Source organism: Sphingobium sp., from assembly GCF_049304695.1.
Taxonomy (GTDB): domain Bacteria; phylum Pseudomonadota; class Alphaproteobacteria; order Sphingomonadales; family Sphingomonadaceae; genus Sphingobium.
Genome location: NZ_JBAQOK010000045.1, coordinates 50,724 through 72,046 on the forward strand (window position 1 = coordinate 50,724; position 21,323 = coordinate 72,046).

The window sequence follows — 21,323 nt, forward strand, 5'->3', positions numbered from 1 at the left end:
CCGGCCCTCAGTCAGCGGGCGTGTAATGATAGGGACCAACGACCGTGCCGACGAAGCCGCCCGCCTTCCTGGTGCTGAGCAATGTCGCATCCAGCCCGGCCTTGAGCGTCTTCTTAGCTCCCTTGACGCCATAATCGAACGCCAGCGTGCCGCCGGTGGCGCGAATGGTCAGCGTCACCGGGCCTGTGACGGCGATCGGCGCTGACGCGACCAGCGTATCGGCATCCGCCGCATCGCGGGTGTAGAGCGCCACCACCGGCTTGCCCGCGATCCGGGTCAGGCCGAAGAAGATATTGCTGCGGTCGCTCTGCACGGCGGCCAGCCCCGCACGGTCGCCATCCTTGATCGGCGTGTAGCGCAGCGTCGTGGATATGGTAGCATTTTCATGCTGCTGCCGCCGTCCGACGAAGCCAGGCACGCCGTTCAGGTCGCCGATCGCCGCTCCGCTATCCAGTTCCAGCGCGCCGCCGACTAGGCGATAGAAGGGCTGATGCGGGGTGCGGATGCCGATCCACTGCATCGACAGACTATTGCCGTTGAACTCGTCGGTGTAGGCAAAATTGCCGCTGGTCGGCAGTGCGGGCTTGGGCCGGGCGGGCAGGCGTGGTGCCTTGACGATATGGGGGATCGCTTCTCCCTTGGGCAGGATGATCGGCCAGCCGTCCTTCCACGTCACCGGCAGCAGGAATGTCTCACGCCCGATATTATAATAGTCGTCGGCATAGGGGCGCACGGCCAGGAACGTCGCCCACCAGTCGCCATTTTGCGTTTCGACCAGCGTCGCATGGCCCGCCGATCCTATGAAATTCGGACGCTTGGGGTCCAGGTCGCGCTGGGTCAGGATCGGGTTGTTCGCATAGGGGATATAGGGGCCGCGCAAATCCTTGGATCGCAGCACGACCTGCGAATGATTGACGCTGGTGCCGCCCTCGGCTGCGGTCAGATAATAATAGCCGCCCTTTTGGAAGATATGCGGCCCTTCGATCCAGACGGGCTTTTTACTGATGTCTACGCCGCCATTGATCAACTGCGTGCTGGGACCGACCATCTTGCCAGCGCGCCAGTCATATTCCTGAATCCAGATGGCGCGATGCCCGGAATAGCGGGGCGGTTCATCAGGCGCGCGATTGTTGACGATATAGGCCTTGTCACCCTCCCAATAGATGGACGGGTCGATACCCTCGAACGGCAACCAGATCGGGTTGGACCATGGCCCTGCCGGGTCTTTGGCGGTGATGACGAAATTGCCCTTACATTCGACGCAGGTATTGACGATGTAAAAGATACCGCCGTGAAAGCTGATGTCGGGTGCGAACACGGCTTCCGATATGCGGCGACCGTTGAAATCCAGCTGTTCGGGCCGATCGATCGCATTGCCGATCTGGGTCCAGTTCACCAGATCCTTCGATTTGAAGATCGGCAGGCCGGGATAATGAGCGAAGGAGGAATTGACGAGATAATAGTCGTCGCCCACGCGGGTCACGGACGGGTCGGGATAATAGCCCGACAGGATGGGATTGCGATATTCTCCTGCCCTGGGAGCGCGCGCGCCCGGTTCCTGCCCCTGATAGGTGAAACGCTCGAACCGTGCTGGGTCGGCCTGCGCCGGGGCAGCGGCCAGCGACAGGAGCGGAAGCGACAGCGCCGCAAGTGCCAAAGTCCGATATGCCATTCCATTCTCTCCCATCACCGCCTGTTTTCCTGCGATTGGCGCAACTGATAACGCTAACATGTGTCATTGTCGAGGCGCTTGGCTTCCCTGCTGCGATCCTACCGAAAGCAGAAAGCAGGTCAATAACTCCTACAATAAAATTGACGGCTGCCTGCGATGTTCGGTGAAGCGACAATCGACAAATCCGCTATAATGGCCCAAGGGGAGAAGCGCGCAGGAATGGCAATATATGTGGTGTTCACTATGGTGGACGCCGTTCGTTTCCAGCTCGGCTCGATCGGCGGAAACGGTAAGAAGGGGGCAAGATGGCGAGATCGGATCATCCGGCACGAGGGGCGACCATCGTCGATGTTGCCGCGCGTGCAGGCGTATCGTCCATGACGGTATCGCGCGTCATGAACGGCCGCTCCGGTGTCAGCGCCGATACCCGCGCGGCGGTGGAGGAGGCGATCAAGGCGCTGTCCTACACGCCCAATGTTGCGGCGCGTAATCTGGTGACGTCGAGCGAGCTGCGCATCGGCGTCATCTACTCCAACCCCAGCGCCGCATTCATGAGCGATTTTCTGACCGGCGTGTTCGAAGAAGCATCGGCCCGTGGCGCGCGCCTCGTCCTGCTCAAGGGGGAAGGGGGTGGGCCGCCGCCCACCGCCGCGCTGGAGGATATGGCCGCGTCCCGGATCAGCGGAATCCTGCTCGCACCGCCGCTGGGCGAAGCGCCCGAAGTCCTGCGCGTCCTGCGCGACGCAGGCTGCATCATAGCTGCGGTCGGCGCCTATCAATCGCCCGACACGATCTGCGTACGCATCGACGATCGCGCCGCTGCCTATGAAATGACGCGGCATCTGCTCGATCTTGGCCACCGGCGACTGGGCTTCATCCTGGGCAACCCGGATCAGGCGGCCAGCGCGGAACGCATGGCGGGATTCTACGCGGCTGTGCGCGAAACCGGCGGCGTGGATGTTCAGGTGGCGCAGGGTGACTTCACCTATATGTCCGGCCTTGCGGCGGCGGAGCAGCTTCTGGGCGCGGCCAAGCCACCAACCGCGATCTTTGCCAGCAATGACGATATGGCCGCAGCAGTGGTTTCCGTGGCGCATCGCCGTCATCTCGATGTGCCGACCGAACTGACGGTCGCCGGGTTCGACGATACGACCGCCGCGATCACGCTCTGGCCGCCGCTCACCACGGTTCGCCAGCCCGTGCGTGCGCTGGCCGCCGAAGCGCTCAGTCTCCTGATCGCGGAGATCGGCCTGCACGGGCGCAAGTCACGCGTGCCGCGCGAACATATCCTCGACCATGAAATCGTCCAGCGTCAGTCGACCGGCGTGTTCAGGCCCACCTCTTCATAAATAAAGGACGCAAAGTCGGCAGGCGTTGCAGCGCCCGACATATCCTGACAGGCCATACCGACGAAGGTGCCGGTGAAGTTGGGCAGGCCCGGATAGGTGACTTCGTCGGACAGGATGCTGGCATCATATGTGCGCGGCAATATGTGCCACGCCTCCTCTTCTTCTGCGCGCCAGGCAAAGGTCAACTGGTCGCCATCCACCTCCGTCCGTAACGCGATAGGGCCGGGGGGCAGGGGGGCGATGATGTCCAGCGTCGTGCCTTCCTCCCATTCCGGGGATGCGGACATCAACTGAAGCTGCCGGACGCCATCGTCGGCGCTGATGTGCAGATAGTAGAATTTCGTGCTGTTATAATAATAGATCAGCCCAGCCGCCTGCTGGAAACAGCGCGGCGCGAACGACAGGCATGTGGTCGCGGTAAAGCGGAAATCGGTCTGGCGTCGCGCGACCAGTGCCTGTTCGAACAGGCTGCCCACTGTTTCACGACCATAAAGGCGCAGACAGCCGGGCCGTGCGGTCAGGCTGAACAAGCGGTCGGGGAAGGGTGTGCGCAACCATTGGAAATCATCTGGCAATGTCGGACTATTGAAACTGCCGTCCCATGGCTCGATGGGCCATGGTGCCCAAGGCAGGGATGGCGCCACCGGGCAAGGATCGGGACGCGCGTCCCCCGTCAGCGTGCGCAACCAGCCATCGTCATCCCACCGCATCGGCTGGATCGCCGTTTCCCGACCCATGATACAGCGTTCGCGGCCCGGCAGGGGGCGGCCGCACAGATAAGCGAGCCATGTCGTGCCATCGGCCAGTTCGACAAGGTCGCCATGCCCGGTCCGGGCGATCGGAATGTCGCGCTGCCCCGCGCCCGTCAACACGGCCCCGTCCGGGTGATCTTCATAAGGGCCACATAGGGTGCGCGATCGCGCCATAACGACGGCATGATCCCATCCGGTGCCACCTTCCGCGACGAGCAGATGATAATAGCCGTCTTTTTTGTAGAGATGCGGCCCTTCGGTAAAGCCACGCTCCGTGCCTTTATAGATCAGTTCCGGTTGCCCGATCAGCACCATGCGTGCCCGGTCGAGTTCCTGAAGCTGGATACCGGCGAAACGGCCCTGTCCCGGCCGATGATCCCACAGCATGTTGAGCATCCAGCTGCGCCCGTCATCATCGTGGAACAGCGCTGGATCGAAACCGCTGCTGTTGAGATGGACCGGGTCCGACCATTCCCCGTCGATTGTGTCGCAGGTCACGACATAGTTGGGGAAATCACGCAGGGACACGCCCCGCGCGCCATTGACGGTCGTCGCGCCATAGCGTTTCACGTCGGTGAAGATGAGCCAGAAACGGCCATCGGCATAGCTGAGGTCCGGCGCCCACACGCCGCAGGAATCCGGTTCGCCGCGCATGTCGAGTTGCGCCGCGCGCGCGAGCGGACGCCCGACGAGCCGCCAGTGGATCAGGTCGCGACTATGATGGATCTGGACACCGGGAAACCATTCGAATGTGGACGTGGCGATATAGAAATCATCGCCCACGCGCAGGATCGACGGATCGGGATTGAAGCCCCGTATGATAGGATTGGAGATCGTAGTCATGCTGGCTTGCGTACCAAAGTCCATAGAAGAACAGCGCCGAGCAGGTCGAGAACGCCCAGCAGGATGAAGAAGGGACCATAGCCGACGTCATCGACCATCTGGCCCAGGAACAGGGTGAAGACGAGCACGCCCAGATTGCCGGCAAGGCCCGCCATGCCTGCCACGGTTGCGACTTCATTGCGGCGGAACAGGTCGGACGCCATGGTGATGACGGTGACGGACAGCGTCTGATGCGCAAAGCCGCCAATGCATAGCAGTGCGATCGCTGCATAGGGATTGGTTGCAAGGCCGACAAAGGCCATGCTCGTCATCATCAAGGCCCCCAATGTGAAGGCCCATCGCCGGGCGTCGATCAGGTCGACATTGCGCCGCTGGAGAAAGGTGACGACGGCAGGGCCGAACAGGCATCCAAGATCGGCGGCGAGAAAGGGAAGCCATGCGAACAGCGCGATCTGGCCAAGATCGAAACCGCGCACCCGCGCCAGATAGAGCGGCATCCAGAAGGACAGCATGCCCCACACCGGATCGGCCAGCATCCGCGGCAGGGCAATGCCCCAGAAATCGCGCCGCTTTGCCAGTTCCAGAAAAGACGGCTTTTCCGCGCGCGCCGCGAGCCGTGCTTCCTGCCCGGTGAGAATGTAATCCCGCTCGCCCTCGCTCAGCCGTCGGTGGCGCGCAGGCGTTTCATAATAGAAGAACCACAGCAGCGCCCAGAGAAGCCCGATCGCACCGGCGATGATGAACGCCAGTCGCCAGCTATGCATCATGACTGCGAAGGCGACCAACGGTGGCGCAAACACGGCGCCCAACGACGCGCCGATATTATAGATGCCGCCCGCAAGGCCGCGTTCCCTGGCAGGAAACCATTCGGCAACCAGCTTTTGTCCGGCAGGTTGCGCGGAACCCTCGGCCAGGCCCAGCAGGCTGCGTAGCGCAGCAAAGCCGAACCAGCCGTTGACGAAACCATGCGCCATGGTGATGAGCGACCACGCCACCACGCAGATCGCAAAGCCGATGCGCAGCCCGACGCTATCGAGGAAATATCCGGCCAGCGGCTGGAGCATGACGCCGATCTGAAAGGCGCTGGTGATCCATCCATATTGCTGGTTGCTGATGGATTGTTCGGTCAGGATAACCGGCGCGGCAACGCCCAGCACGGACCGCGCCAGATAGTTGATGACCATCGCGCCCACGAACAGGCCGATGATGGTCCAGCGTATCTTTCCGATCCGCGTGCTCGTCACGATGTGCGTCCGATAACGTTAACGTAGAAACAAAGCGCGATCGACGTTCGACCGCTCCGACGATGCGGTTCCGCCCCTGCCAATGCCGTCTTTTCAGTCAAGGGCGTCATCCTCAATCACCTTATCTTGTCGGACTATTGACAATAAAGCGCGAAGTTATCAATAGGCTTGTTAGCGCTAACGAAGTTTCTGTCGATTCCCTGTCATGGGGCGCGGAAAATAGCGTGGGCTTCGGGGCATATGCCCCACAATGCATGTAAAAGCATATCTTGGGGAGAGCAGGATGTCAGGTTTCAATTCTCGTATTCGTTTGGCCCGCGCACAGTCCGCTATGGCCAGCGCCTTCGCCTTGTCCGCGTGCCTGCTGGCAGTGCCCGCATTGGCTCAGGCCGAACAGGAAGCGCCGCCCCAGAGTGGCGCGCAACGCAGCAACACCGCCGACATCGTCGTCACCGGCTCGCGCATCAAGGCAAGCGGCTATACCGCGCCGACGCCCACGACCGTGATCGATTCCGGCGCGATCGAAGCCAATGCGCAGCCCAATATTTTCACCACCATCGCGCAGCTTCCGTCCTTGCAGGGGTCTTCGGGCACTGCCACCAACACGTTCAGCACCTCGAGCGGCCAGCAGGGTCTCAGTTCCTTCTCTCTGCGCGGAGTGGGTGCGATTCGCACGCTGACGTTGCTCGACGGGCAGCGCGTCGTCGGCGCGAACGTGACAGGTGTGCCTGACATCAGCCTGTTTCCGCAATTGCTGATCCAGCGTGTCGATGTCGTGAACGGCGGCGCGTCGGCCTCCTACGGCTCCGATGCGGTCGGCGGCGTCGTCAACTTCATCACCGATACCCGGTTCAAGGGTATCAAGGGCAATGTGCAGGGCGGCATCAGCAAATATGGCGACAATGAACAGGTGCTGGTGCAGCTGGCCGCCGGAACCAGCTTCGCCGACGACCGCATCCATCTGGTCGTCAGCGGCGAATACGCCAATGAAGACGGCGTGGGCGGTGGTGAGTTCGGCCTGGGTCTGGCTGGAGGGCGCGACTGGTTCAAGCAGACGACCCTGATCGATCGCGGCGTCACCAACGATGGATCGCCACGCTTTGTCCTGCGCGATAATGCGCAGGCCTATAATTACACCAAATATGGCCTGATCACCTCGGGACCGTTGCAGGGGACTGCGTTTGACGAGGCGGGCAACCCGTTTGCGTTCCAATATGGCTCCAACGGCGTTCCGGTGCGCAGCGGCACCAATAGTGCGGTCAACGGATGCTTCCCCGGCTTCTGCGTCGGCGGCGACCTGTCGGGCAATGTCGACGCAGGTCGCACGCTTCAGTCGTCGATCGAACGCATCAACACTTATGGCCGTTTGGGCTTTGACTTTGCCGACAATGACGAACTCTATTTCAGCTTCAACTATGGTCAGGTGAAGACGCAAAATCAGCCAGTCGGCGGTATGAATCGCCCAGGCCTGACCATTCAGTGCGCCAATCCCTTCGTACCCGATTCGATCAAGGCGGCCTGCACGACGGCCGGGATCACCAGTTTCGGATATGGCACCAGCAACGCCGCGCTCGGCAATACCCAGGTTCATACCGACCGTCGCCAGTATCGCGGCGTGATCGGCGCGAAGGGCGAGTTCGGCCTGTTCGGCACGGACTGGAGCTATGACAATTATTTTGAACATGGTGTCAACTTTACCGACATCAGCGTGTCCAACATCATGCTGTCGAACCATTTTAATCAGGCAATCAACGCGACCACGATCAACGGCCAGATCGTATGCGCCGATGCAACAGCGCGGGCGAACGGGTGCCAGCCGCTCAACATCTTCGGTGGCAATCCGTCGCAGGCCGCGCTCGACTATATCATCCCGCAAAACGGCCCTTATCAGCGCACGCGCCAGACGCAGGACGTGGTCAGCATCAATTTCTCCGGTTCGCCGGTGGACCTGTGGGCCGGGCCGCTCTCGATCGCGTTCGGTGGCGAATATCGCCATGAATTTTATCGCGTGCGCGCCGATCCCTATGGAGCGGGCTTCGACAATACCGGTCCTTCTGCCGAATATCCGACGGACCCCACGCTGATCGCGACGGGCAACAACTGGTATGCGGGCAATTACAAGAACGGTCGGGGCGGCTACGGCGTCAAGGAAGCCTTTTTCGAGGCGGACCTGCCCGTCATCAATTCCGACACTTTGGGCAAAGCCAACATCAACGGGGCCGTCCGCGTCACCGACTACAGCACGTCGGGCGTCAACTGGACGTGGAAGATCGGCGGCACATGGAACCTGCCGATCGAAGGCGTGCGTCTGCGCGGCGTAACGTCGAAGGACGTGCGTGCGCCCAACCTGTCGGAACTGTTCGCAGCGCCTGTCACGACGACCCTGCCCAACTTCTTCGATCCCTTCACCGGTCGTAACGTGCTGGCGATCCAGAACACGATCGGCAACACACAGTTGCGCCCCGAAACTGCACGTAACACCACCTTCGGCGTGTCTTTGTCGGGTGCATCCTGGCTACCCGGCCTCAGCCTGTCGTTCGATTACTACAAGCTCAAGATCAAGGACGTGATTTCCAGCATCGGCGCAGGCGACATCGTCAACCTGTGCTTCCAGAATGTGCAGCCCGAAACCTGCAGCGCGTTCAACCTCAACAACCAGAACGGGCCGAACTTCATCAATGTCCAGGCGTTCAACCTGGCGTCGATCGACACCAGCGGCTTCGACATCGAAGCAAGCTATCGCTGGCAGCAGCCGCTCGGCCTGCCGGGCAGCTTCACCGTGCGCGCGCTGGCGACTCACATTCGCAAGTTCGTGACCGACACCGGCATCATCGGCACCATCCCTGTCGATTCCGCCGGGGTCAATCTGGGCAACACGCCCGACTGGAAATGGCTGGCGATCCAGAGCTACGAGAATGACAAATTCTCGTTCATGATTCAGGAACGCTGGTTCAGCGATGGCGTGCTGGGCAACCAATATGTCGTGTGCCAGCCGGGCAGTTGCCCTCAATCCACCAACAATGCGCCGACGATCGACCAGAATTTCATGCCCGGCGCATTCTATATGGACATTGGCGGCACCTATAATATCACCAAGGCGATCACGGCCTATGCCAAGATCGACAATCTGTTCGACCGCGATCCGGCCAAGTCCCCTTACTTCGTCAATCCGGCGCTCTATGATGTCGTCGGGCGCATGTATCGCGCGGGTGTTCGCTTCCGCTTTTGACATGCAAGGCATGCGGGTTGCGGATCATGGCGATCTGCAACCCGCATAGCCCATGAAAACTGGGGAGAGACCTGAATGAAACGATTTGCCTTCATCATGGCGGCTGTGGCTTTATTCCCCCCTACCGCACTGCCTGCGGCCTCTCCCCCTTCTTCTGCCAATGCTTCCGAACATCAGCGTATGATCGTTCTGAGCGATATAGAGGCGGACCCGGACGACACCCAATCGTTCATCCGCTTGTTTCTCTACGCCAATGAGATTGATCTGGAGGGTCTGGTCGCCACGACCTCCACCCACATGAAGCAGGATCTGCATCCCGATTCCATTCGCCGCATCATCGGCGACTATGCCAGGGTGCAGCCCAGTCTGACGTTGCATGCACCCGGTTACCCCACGGCCACGCGACTGCAATCGCTGGTCCGTACGGGGCAGCCGACCTACGGCATGGCGGCGGTGGGCGTCGGCAAGGATACCGACGGATCGCGGCTGATCGTCGAAGCGCTCGATCGACCCGATCCGCGCCCGCTGTGGATATCCGTCTGGGGCGGGGCGAACACGTTGGCGCAGGCTCTGCAAAGCCTGCGCGCGACCCGTTCGCCCGAAGCCGTAGCGCGGATGATCGCCAGGCTGCGCGTCTATACCATCTCCGATCAGGACGACAGCGGGGCGTGGATTCGCGCGACATTTCCCGACCTCTTCTACATCGTCAGTCCCGGCGGCTATGGCGCTGGCACATGGACGGCAATCCACAGCCGGATCGACGGCGCGGATAATCAGGTGATCTCCAACGGCTGGCTGCGCGACCATATTCAGCAGGGGCACGGCCCGCTGGGCGCGGCCTATCCCGATGTCTCCTATGGGATGGAAGGGGACACGCCTGCCTATCTGTCGCTCATTCCCAATGGCCTGAATGTCCCGGACCATCCTGACTGGGGCGGCTGGGGCGGGCGCTATGAACTCTACACTCCAGCCGTCGCGACCACCGACCCCAGCGGCTTTACCGGCAACGTGCCGATCGAACCGGAAACCCGACCGATCTGGACCAACGCCATCGACACAGTTACGCCGGTTCTGCCTGCCGATTTTGGCCGATCCGTCGCCCCGGCCGATCGATCGATCAAGGATTTCCGCGCTACGCTCTGGCGCTGGCGCACGGCGTTTCAGAATGACTTTGCCGCCCGCATGGACTGGACGACGCAGTCCTACGCGCAGGCCAACCACCAGCCCGTCGTTCAACTCGCCCATGCCGACAGGCTGACGGTAAAGGCGGGACAACGCTTTATCCTCAGCGCGCGCGGATCGACCGACCCCGACGGCGATAGCCTCAGCTACTACTGGTTCCATTATCCAGAAATCGGCCGATGGTCGGCACCGATCCTGTCCGGCATTGCGCCCAACATTCACACCGTGGATTTTACTGCCCCGGCCGTAAGCGAGCCGCGCGAGGCGCATTTCATCGTCGCCGTTACCGACAAAGGGACGCCCGCACTCACTCGCTATCGCCGGGTGATTGTGAGGATCGAACCCTAAGATGATGATGCGGCGGATTATGTGGGCGCTGGCGCTGCTCTGGACAGGCCCGATCGCGGCGCAACTGCCGCCCATGCCCGACATTCCGCAGGTGTCGCCGCCCAATCATGCGGCGGATCATCATTTCAAAATCGTCATTCCCAACCGTCCAGACCCTGAACCGCTCATCATCCATGTCGCTCGGCAGGGATCGGACGAGGGTGACGGGTCGGCCCAAAAGCCGTTCGCCAGTTTCGCCCGCGCACAAAAAGCCGTGCGGCTGGTCAACGCCACCCATGACGTCACCATATCGATCGCACCCGGCCTGTATCGGCTGACCACCCCGCTGCGCTTCGATGCGCGCGATGGCGGACAGAACGGCTTTACCGTGCGCTGGCAGGGGATGCCAGGCGCGCGCGCCACGCTGTCGGGCGGCGTGCCGGTTTCCGACTGGCGCCTTGTCGATCGCCAACGCAACATATGGGCCGCATCGATCCCGCCCGGCATGGACCCGCGTCAACTTTCGGTGGCCGGGCATCTGGCCTCTCGCGCACAGGTGGAAATCCCCCGCGCCGCGCTTTCCTTCCACCCATGGGGTCTGGAGATAACCGATCCCGCCTGGCGCTTCCTTGCGAAACTGCCCGATCAAAAGCGGCTGGAGGTCGAGGGGATGAGCTGGTTCACCCATCGCCACGCCATGGTCGATCGTATCGAGGGCAATAGCATCGTCATGCAGCAACCGGGCTGGCGCAACAATCTGGTCGGCTATGACACGATCGCGCGGCCCGTATCGGCCGAAGTCGCACGCCTTTTTCTCGTCAGCTCCCTCGCCTTCCTGCGCGAACCGGGCCAGTGGTTCGCCGATCCCAAAGCGGGCCTGCTCTATTACAAACCCCAGCCCGACGAGGACATGGACCACATCGAAGTGGTTCTGCCACGGCTCGATCATCTCCTCTCCATCGGGGGCAGCTATGACGCGCCCGTCCGAGACCTGCAATTCCGGCACCTGCAATTCAGCCATACAAGCTGGCTCGGCCCATCGGGACCGGGCGGCTATCCCAGCCAGCAAAGCGGTGCCTACCTCGCAGGCGACCTGACCGACTATCCAGCCGATCCCATTCGCGATTGCAGCTGGGGATGCTGGTCGTTCGAGAGGATGCGCAACCGCTGGAACCAGCAACCCGCCGCCGTTCAGGTCGCCGCCGCGCAGCGCATAGTCTTCGACGACGATCTGTTCACCCAACTGGGGCAGGTGGCGCTGGGCATCGGCAACAACCCTGACGCGAATGCCAGCGGCATCGGCCTTGGCACGTCGGCGATCGAGGTGACGAACAACCGTTTCACCGACTTGGCTGGCGGGGCGGTGATGGTGGGCGGCACTCGCGCCGACGCGCATCATCCGACGCTGCCCGCCATGGGGCTGCGCGACATCATCATCCGCAACAATCGGATCGATCATGTGTCGCGCGATTATAAGGAACAGTCGGCGATCCTCGTCACCTATGCGTCCGGCACGATCATCATGAACAATGACGTATCGGACACCCCCTATGACGGGATCGACGTGGGCTGGGGCTGGGGCGCGAATGATCCGGGCGGCAGCGCCGAATATTGGCGCAATCAGCGCGGCTATTACGACCAGCCGGGCAACATAGTCTATGATACGCCCACGACCCTGCGCGATACCGTCATCATGGGCAACCGCGTGTCGCGCGTGAAGCAATGGTTCCCCGACGGCGGCGCCATCTATCACCTGTCGGCGGACCCCGGCGCGTTGATCGCGGAAAACTACATATCAGACGTTGCCGGTTCGGGCGGAATCGCCATCTATCTGGACGAAGGATCGCGCTATGTGACTGTGCGCAACAATGTCATCGACCGGGTAGGGGGTGTCTGGCTGAACCTCAATTCGCAGTCGCACATAGCGCCAAAACGCACCGCGCTCGACAATCAGGCGATCGGCAACTGGTACAACAGCGGCAGGCTGAACGGCGAATGGACGCCCTATCTCAACAACAGTGTCGAAGGGAATGTCGCGGTCAAGGGCAGCAACTGGCCCGCGCAGGCTCAACGCGTCATCGACGCCAGCGGCGTGAAGACGGCGGCGTCAGCGTCCAAAACGCACTGACGCCGCAGTTCCCGGTCCTCACACCAGCCTGTTGGTCCGCACCAGTTCGCGATACCAGTCGGCGCTCAGCTTGGGCGTGCGCTTCTGCGTCTTGAAATCGACATGGTGGATGCCAAACAGCTTGGTATAGCCATCCTCCCACTCGAAATTGTCCATCAGGCTCCACACGAAATAGCCTTTGACCGGTATCCCCTCCTGCGTGGCACGCTGGAGGTGGGTCATATAGTTGCGCAGATACATGACGCGATCGGTGTCATAGACCTTGCCGTCTTCGGCCACCTTATCGTCGGCGGAGCAGCCATTTTCCGAGATATAAAGCGCCTTGGGCTTCCACATCTCATGGATCGCCCGCATGCCCCAATAAATAACTTCAGGCGTGACGAACAACCAGGGGGACGGCATGCGCGGGGCTTGGGCCGGGTGGGGCAGGATGGTATAGCCTGCGGGTGAGGACGCGTCGGCCCGGACGCTATTGCCGGTATAGACATTGACCGACAGGAAATCGATCGGACTGCCGATCACCTTCATGTCGCCGTCCTTGACCCTGGGCGCATCCTTGCCCTGCGCGGTCAGATAGCTGTCGAGATAGCGCCCCTCCATGATCGCTGTCAGGAACATGGCGTTTTCCGTGCGCACCGCCTTCTTCACCGCGTCGATATGCTCGGGCGTTTCGATCGCGGGGACATAGACGCTGGGATTGTCGGCAATGCCGATCTGTGTCCCGCTTCGCGTCGCGCCGCGCAGTGCCTGCACCCCCAGCCCGTGCGCCAATACGCCATGATGCCGGATCTGGTTGACCTGCCCCATGGGCAGCTTCAGCCCCGGCGCTTTGCCCCCGGTCATATAGCTTAAGTCCGTGAAGCAGCGCAGTTCGTTGACCGTCATGAAATGCTTCACCCGGTCATTCAGCTTGCCCGCCATATAGGCGGCATAATCGGCAAAGGCGTAGGCAGTGTCGCGGTTCTGCCACCCGCCCGGCAGCGCGGCGGGCAGATCCCAGTGGAACAGGGTGACATGCGGCGTGATGCCAGCCGCCAGCAGCCCGTCGATCAGCCGGTTATAATAATCGACGCCCTTCTGGTTCGGTTGTCCCGTTCCATCTGGGAAGATGCGCGACCAGGCGATTGAAAAGCGGTACGCCTTGACACCCAGCGCCTTGAGCAGGGCGATGTCGTCCTTGTATCGATGATAGCTGTCGCACGCGACGTCGCCTGTGTCGCCATTAGCGACCTTGCCGGGCGTATGGGAAAATATGTCCCAGTTGGTCGCGCCACGGCCATCTTCCTTCGCCGCCCCCTCGATCTGATAGGCCGCAGTGGCGCAGCCCCACAGGAAATCGGGCGGAAAGGATCGCGCGCCTGATCCCGCATCCGCTGCCCCGCTTTGTGCTGCCATGCCAGCCGACGGCGCGATTGCCGCGCCCAGCGCCGCCGCGCCGATCCCCAGACCCAGTTCGCGGCGGTTAAAACCTGTCATGTCTTTGACTCCCGTCATTTGCCAACCACCTGCACCAGACCGCTTAATGCCTGTCCGGTCGGCAGCTTCGTCTTGCTGGTCAGCGCGCCTTTGCGATCGTCCCACACCAGTTCGGCCTTGGTCCCGCCTGATCGATAGGCGTTGGTCTTTCCATCATCGTCGTAGAGCGTAAAGCGCGCATCCGCGCCCGGATAGACCCGAATGCTGGAAATCGCCTGTTTCTCGGCCGTGCTGTTGATCGCCGCGCCCATCGGGACGATCGACCCGGCCTTCACGAACAGGGGAATGCGATTGATCGGCGTATCCACCTCGACCGTTTGTCCGCCTTCATGGCGCTGGTTGGTCCAATAATCATACCATGCCGTACCAGCCGGCAGATAAACCGACTTGCGCGTCTGCCCCTGCTCCGTCACCGGCGCGACCAGAAATGCAGGGCCGAACATATATTCGTCGCCGATGGTCGTCGCCTTGGGATCGTTCGGAAAGTCCATGAACAAGGCCCGCATGAACGGCGCACCCGTGTCATAGGTGTGCCGCCCCAGCGCATAAATATAAGGCATCAGCGTATAGCGCAGGCGCAACCAGTCGGCCAGGATCGGCTCGGCCGCCGTGCCATATTCCCACAATGCGGTGCCGGGCCGCTGCCCGTGAATACGCAGCGTGGGGGTGAACACGCTATATTCGAACCAGCGCACGAAGAGTTCGGGGTAATCGGGGTAGGTCGCGTCCATCGCGGTCGCGCCCGCCGGATCGACCAATATGGGATGCTCGGCCTTGGGACCGCTCGGCCATTGCCATCCGCCGATGTCGCTGCCCCAATAGGCCAGCCCCGACGCGGTAAAGCCCAGACCCGTGGGGATCTGCCGATGCAGTGCTTCCCATGTCGATTTGACGTCCGACGACCAGAACAGGCCGCCATTGCGTTGCGACCCGAGATAGGCAGCGCGCGCCAGGATCATGTTGCGGAAACCGGGTCGGTCGCGTTCCGATCCTTCCGCAACGCCCGTCGTATGCACCAGCGGGAACAGGTTATGGTATCGGTCGCCCGACCCCTTCGCATAAAAATAGCCGTCGGGGATCAGGTCCGGCTCCGTCTCGTCCAGCCAGAACCAGTCGAACCCTTCGCTCGCAATGTTGTCGCGGATCTTGCCCCAGAACCAGTTGCGCGCATCGGGGTTGGTGCTGTCCAGCAGCGCGCCCGCCCGGTCGAACCGCATCGGCAGGCCGTCGATCGGGTTCCCGTCCTTGTCGTGCAGGAACCAGCCCTTGTTCGCCAGCATGTCGAAATAGCGCGATTCCCGCTCGAACCGGGGCCACACGCTGATGATGGAACGCATGCCCATGGCGTTCAACTGGCTGTTCATCCCCTTGGGGTCGGGGAAATAGGTGCGGTCGATGTCCATCTGGCCCATCCGCGTCCAGTAGAACCAGTCCAGCACCATGACGTCGATCGGCAGGTTCCGCTGGCGATAGCCATTGGCGATGTCGAGCAACTCCTTCTGGCTCTCATAGCGCGCCTTGCTCTGGATCAGGCCGAACCCCGCTTTGGGTGGCAGCGGCGTTTCACCGGTCAGCTTGGCATAACCGGCATAAAGCTCGTCGGTCGTTTTGCCCGTGATAACGAAGAAGGAGACGCGCTCGCCCACCTGGCTTTGCCAGCGGGTCGTGCTGTGCAGCCCCGGCCACACCAGCGTGCGTGCGGGATTGTCCCACACGATGCCATAGCCTTTGTTCGTCACCATGAAGGGCACGCACACCGTCTCGCCGGCAGGCGCATCATAACTGTGAGCGCAATCGATCTGCCGTCCCTTCAGGTCCAGCGTCCCTTCCTGATTCTGCCCCAGCCCGAAATAATGTTCGTCGGCCGGCGCGTCGAAACTGGCGCCGACCTTGAACGTCTTTTCGCCATTGACCGTCACCGGGGCCATTTCCCACCCGGTCATCTTGGTCAGTGTCGCGCCGGTCGCGTCCCGGACGGACAGGCTGACCGGTGGCAGCGACGGCGCGAAATAGCGCTCCATCTGGCTGGGCGCCTTGGGCCACGCCTTGGCATCCACCGTCAGCGACAGCGCGGCGGAGGTGAAGATGTCGCCGCTGGCGTCCGTGCGATGCGTCCAGCCGGTCGCATCGGACTTGGCATTGGGACCATCGCCCGGCGGCGCCTGAGCCAGCGCGGGGTCGAGCGCGATCGTGACGCGCACGATATTGGGCGCATAGGGTTCGATCGCCACACGGCTGCCATGCCGGTCCAGCAGCGCCATTGGTTCGGCCAGCGCCGGGCTGGCCATCGCGATCAGCGCGGTGGAGGCGGCCCATAGCGTGGACCGCGACTTCACACTCTTCATACATCGTCTCCCTGTTATCAAAGACACGGTCGAAGCCGGTCCGCTCGAGTCGAAAGGATCGCAGGCAAACGCCGCTTTTACGACCCCGATTTCCTACCCCGCAGCGTCCAGCCCCTCCCTGTTTCGACGGCCCATCCGAACCGAACGGCATATTCATATCATTTTCATGAATGAATTACTATTTTCATCTTTGTAAAAACGCGCTATTGGCCACTCATAATCTGGCGCTGCGAGGGGCAGCCCAATTACAGGGGAGGATCGTCGATGAGAACGATGGGGCATATTTTCGGCAGCGTGTCGGTCATGGCACTGGCGCTGGCTTGCGCACAGAATACAGCATCTGCGCAAACCAGCGCGAACGACACGGCGGTCGATTCTTCGACCGAAAAAGACATCGTTGTCACCGGCCTGCGCCAGAGCCTTGCGTCAGCGCAGGCGATCAAGCGCAACGCGGAACAGTTGGTCGATTCGATCACCTCGCAGGACATCGGTCGCCTGCCCGACACCAACGTCGCCGAAGCGCTGCAACGCATTTCTGGCATTCAGATCCAGCGTAACCGGGGCGAGGGCAGCGCGATCGCCATTCGCGGCCTGACGCAGGTGCGAACCGAACTCAACGGACGCGACATTTTTTCCGCCAATGGTGGACGCGGTCTATCCTTTGAAGAAATCGGCCCTGACCTGTTGTCGGGCATCGACGTTTATAAAAACCCGTCGGCTGAACTGATCGAAGGATCGCTGGGCGGCACCGTCAACCTGCGTACCCGCATGCCGTTCGACGCGCCCGGCCAGGTCGTGTCCGTTATCGGCAGCACCACTTATTATGACTTCGCCAAGAAGCAGCGCTTTGGCGGATCGGGCCTGTACAGCAATCGCTGGGAAACCGGCATCGGCGAAATCGGCTTCCTGGTCAACGCGTCCTGGCAGCAGACCTCGTTCCGGCAGGACGCGGTGCAGATGGAGCCTTATTATTTCCACGGCCCGATCCCGATCGAAGGGGCCACGGTCATCGACTCGCCCGTGCCGGGCTATGAAAATCAGAATATTCAGGTGCCCCATGGCGGCGGCTTCAACGATGCCGTCGGTAACCGCAAGCGGTTCAGCGCCGCAGCGGCACTGCAGTGGAAACCCTCCGACAAACTGGAATTTTACGCCCAGTTCCTGAGCGCCCATTATCGCTATCACGACTATGGCCTGTCCTTCTTCGCTTATAACAATCCCCTGAACCCCACGCCCGGCTCCACCTTCACGGTCGAGGATGGCGTTGCCACGTCGGGCACCCTGTCCGACCCGGATGGCGCAGCGGTCGTCTATCAGGGCAATCGCAAGACGATGACCAATGACTATTCGGCGGGCATGAAGTGGGAACTGGCCGACAACCTCCATGCATCGATCGATTATCAGCATATTCAGTCGACTGCATCGGTCGAGCAGGTCAACCTGACCCTCAGCGTGCTGAATCCGACCCGGTCTGTCGCTGGCCTTGGACAGAATTATAATCTGGTGTTCGATACGCGGGGGAACATCCCTTCGCTGTTGATCGACAATCCGGGATATTTGGCCAACCCCGCCAACTACGGCTACACCGCCATTCAGCCCTATGCCGAAGATAATAAGGCGAATGCGGACACGATCCGTGCCGACCTCGACTGGGACTTTGATGACGCTTCCCTGCTGAAGAAGATCAGCGTGGGCGCACGTTATTCGGACAAACAGGCGATCAACCGCAACACGACCTGGGGCACCTGGACCACGATCGGATCGACCTGTGCCAACTGGTCGTCGCGCGCCAGTTGCTTTACCGGCGCGGACTTCCCGCAATTCATGGAACCCAACGCCCTGCAAAGCTCGCTGCTACGCGGCCAGGCATCGGACAGCGTCTTTGGCAAGGTCTTGCAATGGCGCCTGAGTTCCGCCGCCAATCCACAGCAGGCCTTTGACGACGTGAAGACCATTTCAGGTCAGAATATCGCGTTCCGATCCTTCGACGCGCCTGACGCCTTCAATGGCACGGTGAAGGAAAAGGATGCTTCCGCCTATTTCCGTGCAGCGTTCGGATCGACGCTCTTGGGCATGGACTGGGATGGCAATGCGGGTGTCCGCTATGTCCGCACGGAACAGTCGGGTCGCGGTTTCCGTACGCTCATCTATCGTGCGCCCAATTCCACGCCCGTGACCAACCCCGACGGCACGATCACGCCGCCGTCGACCACCACGCTCATGGACCCCTATGTCGGCGACCAGACCTATACGAAATGGTTGCCCAGCCTCAATCTGCGGCTCAAGATGACGGAGCAGTTGCAGGCGCGCTTCGCCTTCTCGAAGAATATCTACCGCCCCGACTTTACCCAGATCAACCCCAGCTTCACGCTCAGCCCGATCTACACCGGCAACAGCAACACGCCCCAGACAGTCGACGTAAACCTGCCCTACAACGCGCAGACCAACCCTTATGCCGGGACCGGCACGGTGGCGGGCAATCCCAACCTGAAACCGCAACGGGTGACATCGTTCGACGCGTCGGTGGAATGGTATTTCGCCCCCACAGGCTACGTCTTCGCAACGCTGTTCAAAAAGAACCTGCGCGATCTGCTCGATAACCGCACCTATGGCCTGACGCAGAATGTCGAAGGTCTGGGCAATGTCGAATTCAACGTCACGTCGATCGTCAACGTGTCGAAAGGCGGCGTGAAGGGCTTTGAAATCGGCGGCCAGCGCTTCTTCGACTTCCTGCCGGGATGGCTGTCGGGCTTCGGTGTCCAGGCCAACTACACCTTCGCCGACAGCAATGCAGGCGTCGTTGCGCAGGGGACGGTCGGCAGCACCAATCTGGTCGAGGTGCCCCTGATCGGCCTGTCCAAGCACAGCTACAATCTGATCGCGCTTTATGACAAAGGCGGCATCAATCTTCGCCTCGCCTATAACTGGCGCGGCAAATATCTGCTGACCACGACGGGCGTAGGCACCCAGACCTTGCCGGAATTCGTGCGTCCCTATGGCGTACTGGATGCATCGGCCAGCTACGACATCACCCAGAACCTGTCCTTCACCATCGACGCATCCAATATCACCAACACGACCTATCGCAGCTACCTTGGCGCGCCCAACAATCCCCGCGACTTCAAATATGATGATCGCCGACTGTCGGCACGCGTGCGCATGCGCTTCTAACGCCTGTTCGGACGGACGCCTTGTGTCCGTCCCGACGCTCGGGCAGGGTCTGCACGCCCTGTCTGAGCGCGCAATAGACGGCATGGGGGGAGGAGAGATCATGAGCGAAGGCGGCGTCCGCAATGTCATCATCGTGGGCGGGGGCACGGCTGGCTGGATGGCCGCTGCGGTTCTGGCGCGCGGACTGGCGCGGAACCGGGTTTCGATCACCGTCGTGGAATCCTCGGCCATCGGCACCGTGGGCGTGGGCGAAGCAACGATCCCGCCTATCCTCAAACTCAATGCGCTGTTCGGTCTGGATGAGGATGAACTCGTCCGGCGCACGCAGGCCACCTACAAGCTGGGCATTGAATTTCGCGACTGGCGCGAACGCGGCCATCGCTATTTCCATCCGTTCGGATCGGTCGGCGCCGACCTGAACGGCGTCCATTTCCACCATTATTGGCTGCGCACGGGGCAGGGCGACATCGCCGACTATTCGCTGCCCGCCGCCGCCGCGCAGGCCGGGCGCTTTGCCCGCCCGGTCGATGATCCGCGCAACGTCCTCTCGCGCATCTCCTACGCCCTGCATTTTGACGCGACGCTCTATGCGGCACTGCTGCGCGAAACGGCGATCGCCAATGGCGTCACTCATGTCGAAGGGCGCATTACCGACGTTCACCTGCGCAGCGCGGACGGCTTTGTCGAGCATCTGACGCTGGACGATGGGCGCACGATCAGGGGCGACCTGTTCATCGATTGCTCCGGTTTCCGGGGGCTGTTGATCGAAGACGCGCTCAAGACCGGCTATGAGGACTGGTCGCACTGGTTGCCGATGGACCGTGCGCTCGCAGTCGGATCGGAATCGATCGAAGCACCGCATCCCTTCACCCGATCGACCGCGCGCGACGCCGGATGGATGTGGCGCATCCCGCTGCAACATCGGGTCGGCAACGGCCATGTCTATTGCAGCCAGTTCATGAATGACGAAGACGCTGGTGCGCAGTTGCTGGCCCAACTGGACAGCAAGCCGCTGGGCGACCCCCGTCCGCTCCGCTTCGTCACCGGCAGGCGCAAGCAGGCCTGGAACCGCAACGTCGTGGCACTCGGCCTGGCGTCCGGCTTCATCGAACCACTCGAATCCACCTCCATCCATCTCGTGCAGCAGGGGGTCACGACGCTCCTGTCGCTCTTCCCCGCCGACCGCATCGATCCGGCGGAGGTCGCCTGCTATAACCGAATGATCCGCAACGACTTTGAAAGCGTGCGCGATTTCGTGATCCTCCATTACAAGCAAACGCTGCGCCGCGACACGCCGTTCTGGCGGCATGTGGCGGACATGGCCGTGCCCGACACGTTGAACGAACGCATGGCGCTGTTCGCCGCCAATGGCCGCATCCTGCTGGAGCCGGGCGAATTGTTCACCGAAACCAGCTGGGTCGCGGTGATGCTGGGGCAGGGCCTTGTCCCGCGCGGCTATGATCCGCAGGCTGATCTGCTCGATGAAGATGACGTGCGCGCAAAGCTGGATCGCATGCGCGGGCTTGTCACGCGCGGCGCGCAGGCTTTGCCTCGGCATATGGATTATATCCGCGATCATGGCGGGTCTGCAGCCGCCGCCTGACA

At 61.6% G+C, this 21,323-nt stretch carries 11 protein-coding genes; 6 read left to right on the plus strand and 5 right to left on the minus strand.

Annotated elements, in window-relative coordinates:
* Window positions 1-7 precede the first annotated feature (7 nt).
* Window positions 8-1,672, minus strand: coding sequence for a glycoside hydrolase family 43 protein (locus WA070_RS06525; RefSeq protein WP_422633283.1), 1,665 nt, complete (start codon window positions 1,670-1,672; stop codon window positions 8-10).
* A gap of 305 nt (window positions 1,673-1,977) precedes the next feature.
* Here WA070_RS06525 and WA070_RS06530 point away from each other — a divergent pair, with 305 nt between their 5' ends.
* Window positions 1,978-3,021, plus strand: coding sequence for a LacI family DNA-binding transcriptional regulator (locus WA070_RS06530; RefSeq protein WP_422633284.1), 1,044 nt, complete (start codon window positions 1,978-1,980; stop codon window positions 3,019-3,021).
* Here WA070_RS06530 and WA070_RS06535 read toward each other — a convergent pair.
* Window positions 2,985-4,616, minus strand: a complete 1,632-nt coding sequence (locus WA070_RS06535; RefSeq protein ID WP_422633285.1) for a glycoside hydrolase family 43 protein — start codon at window positions 4,614-4,616, stop codon at window positions 2,985-2,987. The genes WA070_RS06530 and WA070_RS06535 overlap by 37 nt on opposite strands.
* A complete protein-coding gene (locus tag WA070_RS06540; protein ID WP_422633286.1) occupies window positions 4,613-5,860 on the minus strand; it encodes an MFS transporter in 1,248 nt (415 codons plus the stop codon). Before WA070_RS06540 ends, WA070_RS06535 begins: the two co-directional genes overlap by 4 nt.
* Before the next feature lie 283 nt (window positions 5,861-6,143).
* Between WA070_RS06540 and WA070_RS06545 the strand changes: the two genes are divergently transcribed.
* The 3 genes from WA070_RS06545 to WA070_RS06555 all read left to right on the plus strand — a co-directional run bounded on the left by WA070_RS06545 (window position 6,144) and on the right by WA070_RS06555 (window position 12,726).
* A complete protein-coding gene (locus tag WA070_RS06545) occupies window positions 6,144-9,089 on the plus strand; it encodes a TonB-dependent receptor plug domain-containing protein (protein WP_422633287.1) in 2,946 nt (981 codons plus the stop codon).
* A gap of 180 nt (window positions 9,090-9,269) precedes the next feature.
* Complete coding sequence (locus WA070_RS06550; protein ID WP_422633288.1) at window positions 9,270-10,619, plus strand: nucleoside hydrolase-like domain-containing protein; 1,350 nt, start codon at window positions 9,270-9,272, stop codon at window positions 10,617-10,619.
* Window position 10,620: 1 nt separating this feature from the next.
* On the plus strand, window positions 10,621-12,726 hold the full coding sequence (locus WA070_RS06555) for a right-handed parallel beta-helix repeat-containing protein (protein WP_422633289.1): 2,106 nt from the start codon (window positions 10,621-10,623) through the stop codon (window positions 12,724-12,726).
* An 18-nt stretch (window positions 12,727-12,744) separates the two neighbouring features.
* Here WA070_RS06555 and WA070_RS06560 read toward each other — a convergent pair whose 3' ends face one another.
* The gene (locus tag WA070_RS06560; RefSeq protein ID WP_422633290.1) at window positions 12,745-14,202 is read right to left on the minus strand and encodes a GH1 family beta-glucosidase; all 1,458 of its coding nucleotides are present in this window, start codon (window positions 14,200-14,202) and stop codon (window positions 12,745-12,747) included.
* A 14-nt stretch (window positions 14,203-14,216) separates the two neighbouring features.
* Window positions 14,217-16,547, minus strand: coding sequence for a TIM-barrel domain-containing protein (locus tag WA070_RS06565; protein ID WP_422633291.1), 2,331 nt, complete (start codon window positions 16,545-16,547; stop codon window positions 14,217-14,219).
* Window positions 16,548-16,811: 264 nt separating this feature from the next.
* On the opposite strand from WA070_RS06565, the gene WA070_RS06570 reads away from it, so the two are divergent.
* The gene (locus tag WA070_RS06570; protein WP_422633292.1) at window positions 16,812-19,718 is read left to right on the plus strand and encodes a TonB-dependent receptor; all 2,907 of its coding nucleotides are present in this window, start codon (window positions 16,812-16,814) and stop codon (window positions 19,716-19,718) included.
* Window positions 19,719-19,818: 100 nt separating this feature from the next.
* Window positions 19,819-21,321: a tryptophan halogenase family protein gene (locus WA070_RS06575; RefSeq protein WP_422633293.1), complete on the plus strand. Its 1,503-nt coding sequence runs from the start codon at window positions 19,819-19,821 to the stop codon at window positions 21,319-21,321.
* Window positions 21,322-21,323 lie beyond the last annotated feature (2 nt).

Excerpts from the sequence above, each read along its gene's own strand:
- WA070_RS06525 (WP_422633283.1), bottom strand. The coding sequence starts at position 1,672 with ATGGCATATCGGACTTTGGCACTTGCGGCGCTGTCGCTTCCGCTCCTG.
- WA070_RS06530 (WP_422633284.1), top strand. The coding sequence starts at position 1,978 with ATGGCGAGATCGGATCATCCGGCACGAGGGGCGACCATCGTCGATGTT.
- WA070_RS06535 (WP_422633285.1), bottom strand. The coding sequence starts at position 4,616 with ATGACTACGATCTCCAATCCTATCATACGGGGCTTCAATCCCGATCCG.
- WA070_RS06545 (WP_422633287.1), top strand. The coding sequence starts at position 6,144 with ATGTCAGGTTTCAATTCTCGTATTCGTTTGGCCCGCGCACAGTCCGCT.
- WA070_RS06550 (WP_422633288.1), top strand. The coding sequence starts at position 9,270 with ATGATCGTTCTGAGCGATATAGAGGCGGACCCGGACGACACCCAATCG.
- WA070_RS06555 (WP_422633289.1), top strand. The coding sequence starts at position 10,621 with ATGATGATGCGGCGGATTATGTGGGCGCTGGCGCTGCTCTGGACAGGC.
- WA070_RS06560 (WP_422633290.1), bottom strand. The coding sequence starts at position 14,202 with ATGACAGGTTTTAACCGCCGCGAACTGGGTCTGGGGATCGGCGCGGCG.
- WA070_RS06565 (WP_422633291.1), bottom strand. The coding sequence starts at position 16,547 with ATGAAGAGTGTGAAGTCGCGGTCCACGCTATGGGCCGCCTCCACCGCG.
- WA070_RS06570 (WP_422633292.1), top strand. The coding sequence starts at position 16,812 with ATGAGAACGATGGGGCATATTTTCGGCAGCGTGTCGGTCATGGCACTG.
- WA070_RS06575 (WP_422633293.1), top strand. The coding sequence starts at position 19,819 with ATGAGCGAAGGCGGCGTCCGCAATGTCATCATCGTGGGCGGGGGCACG.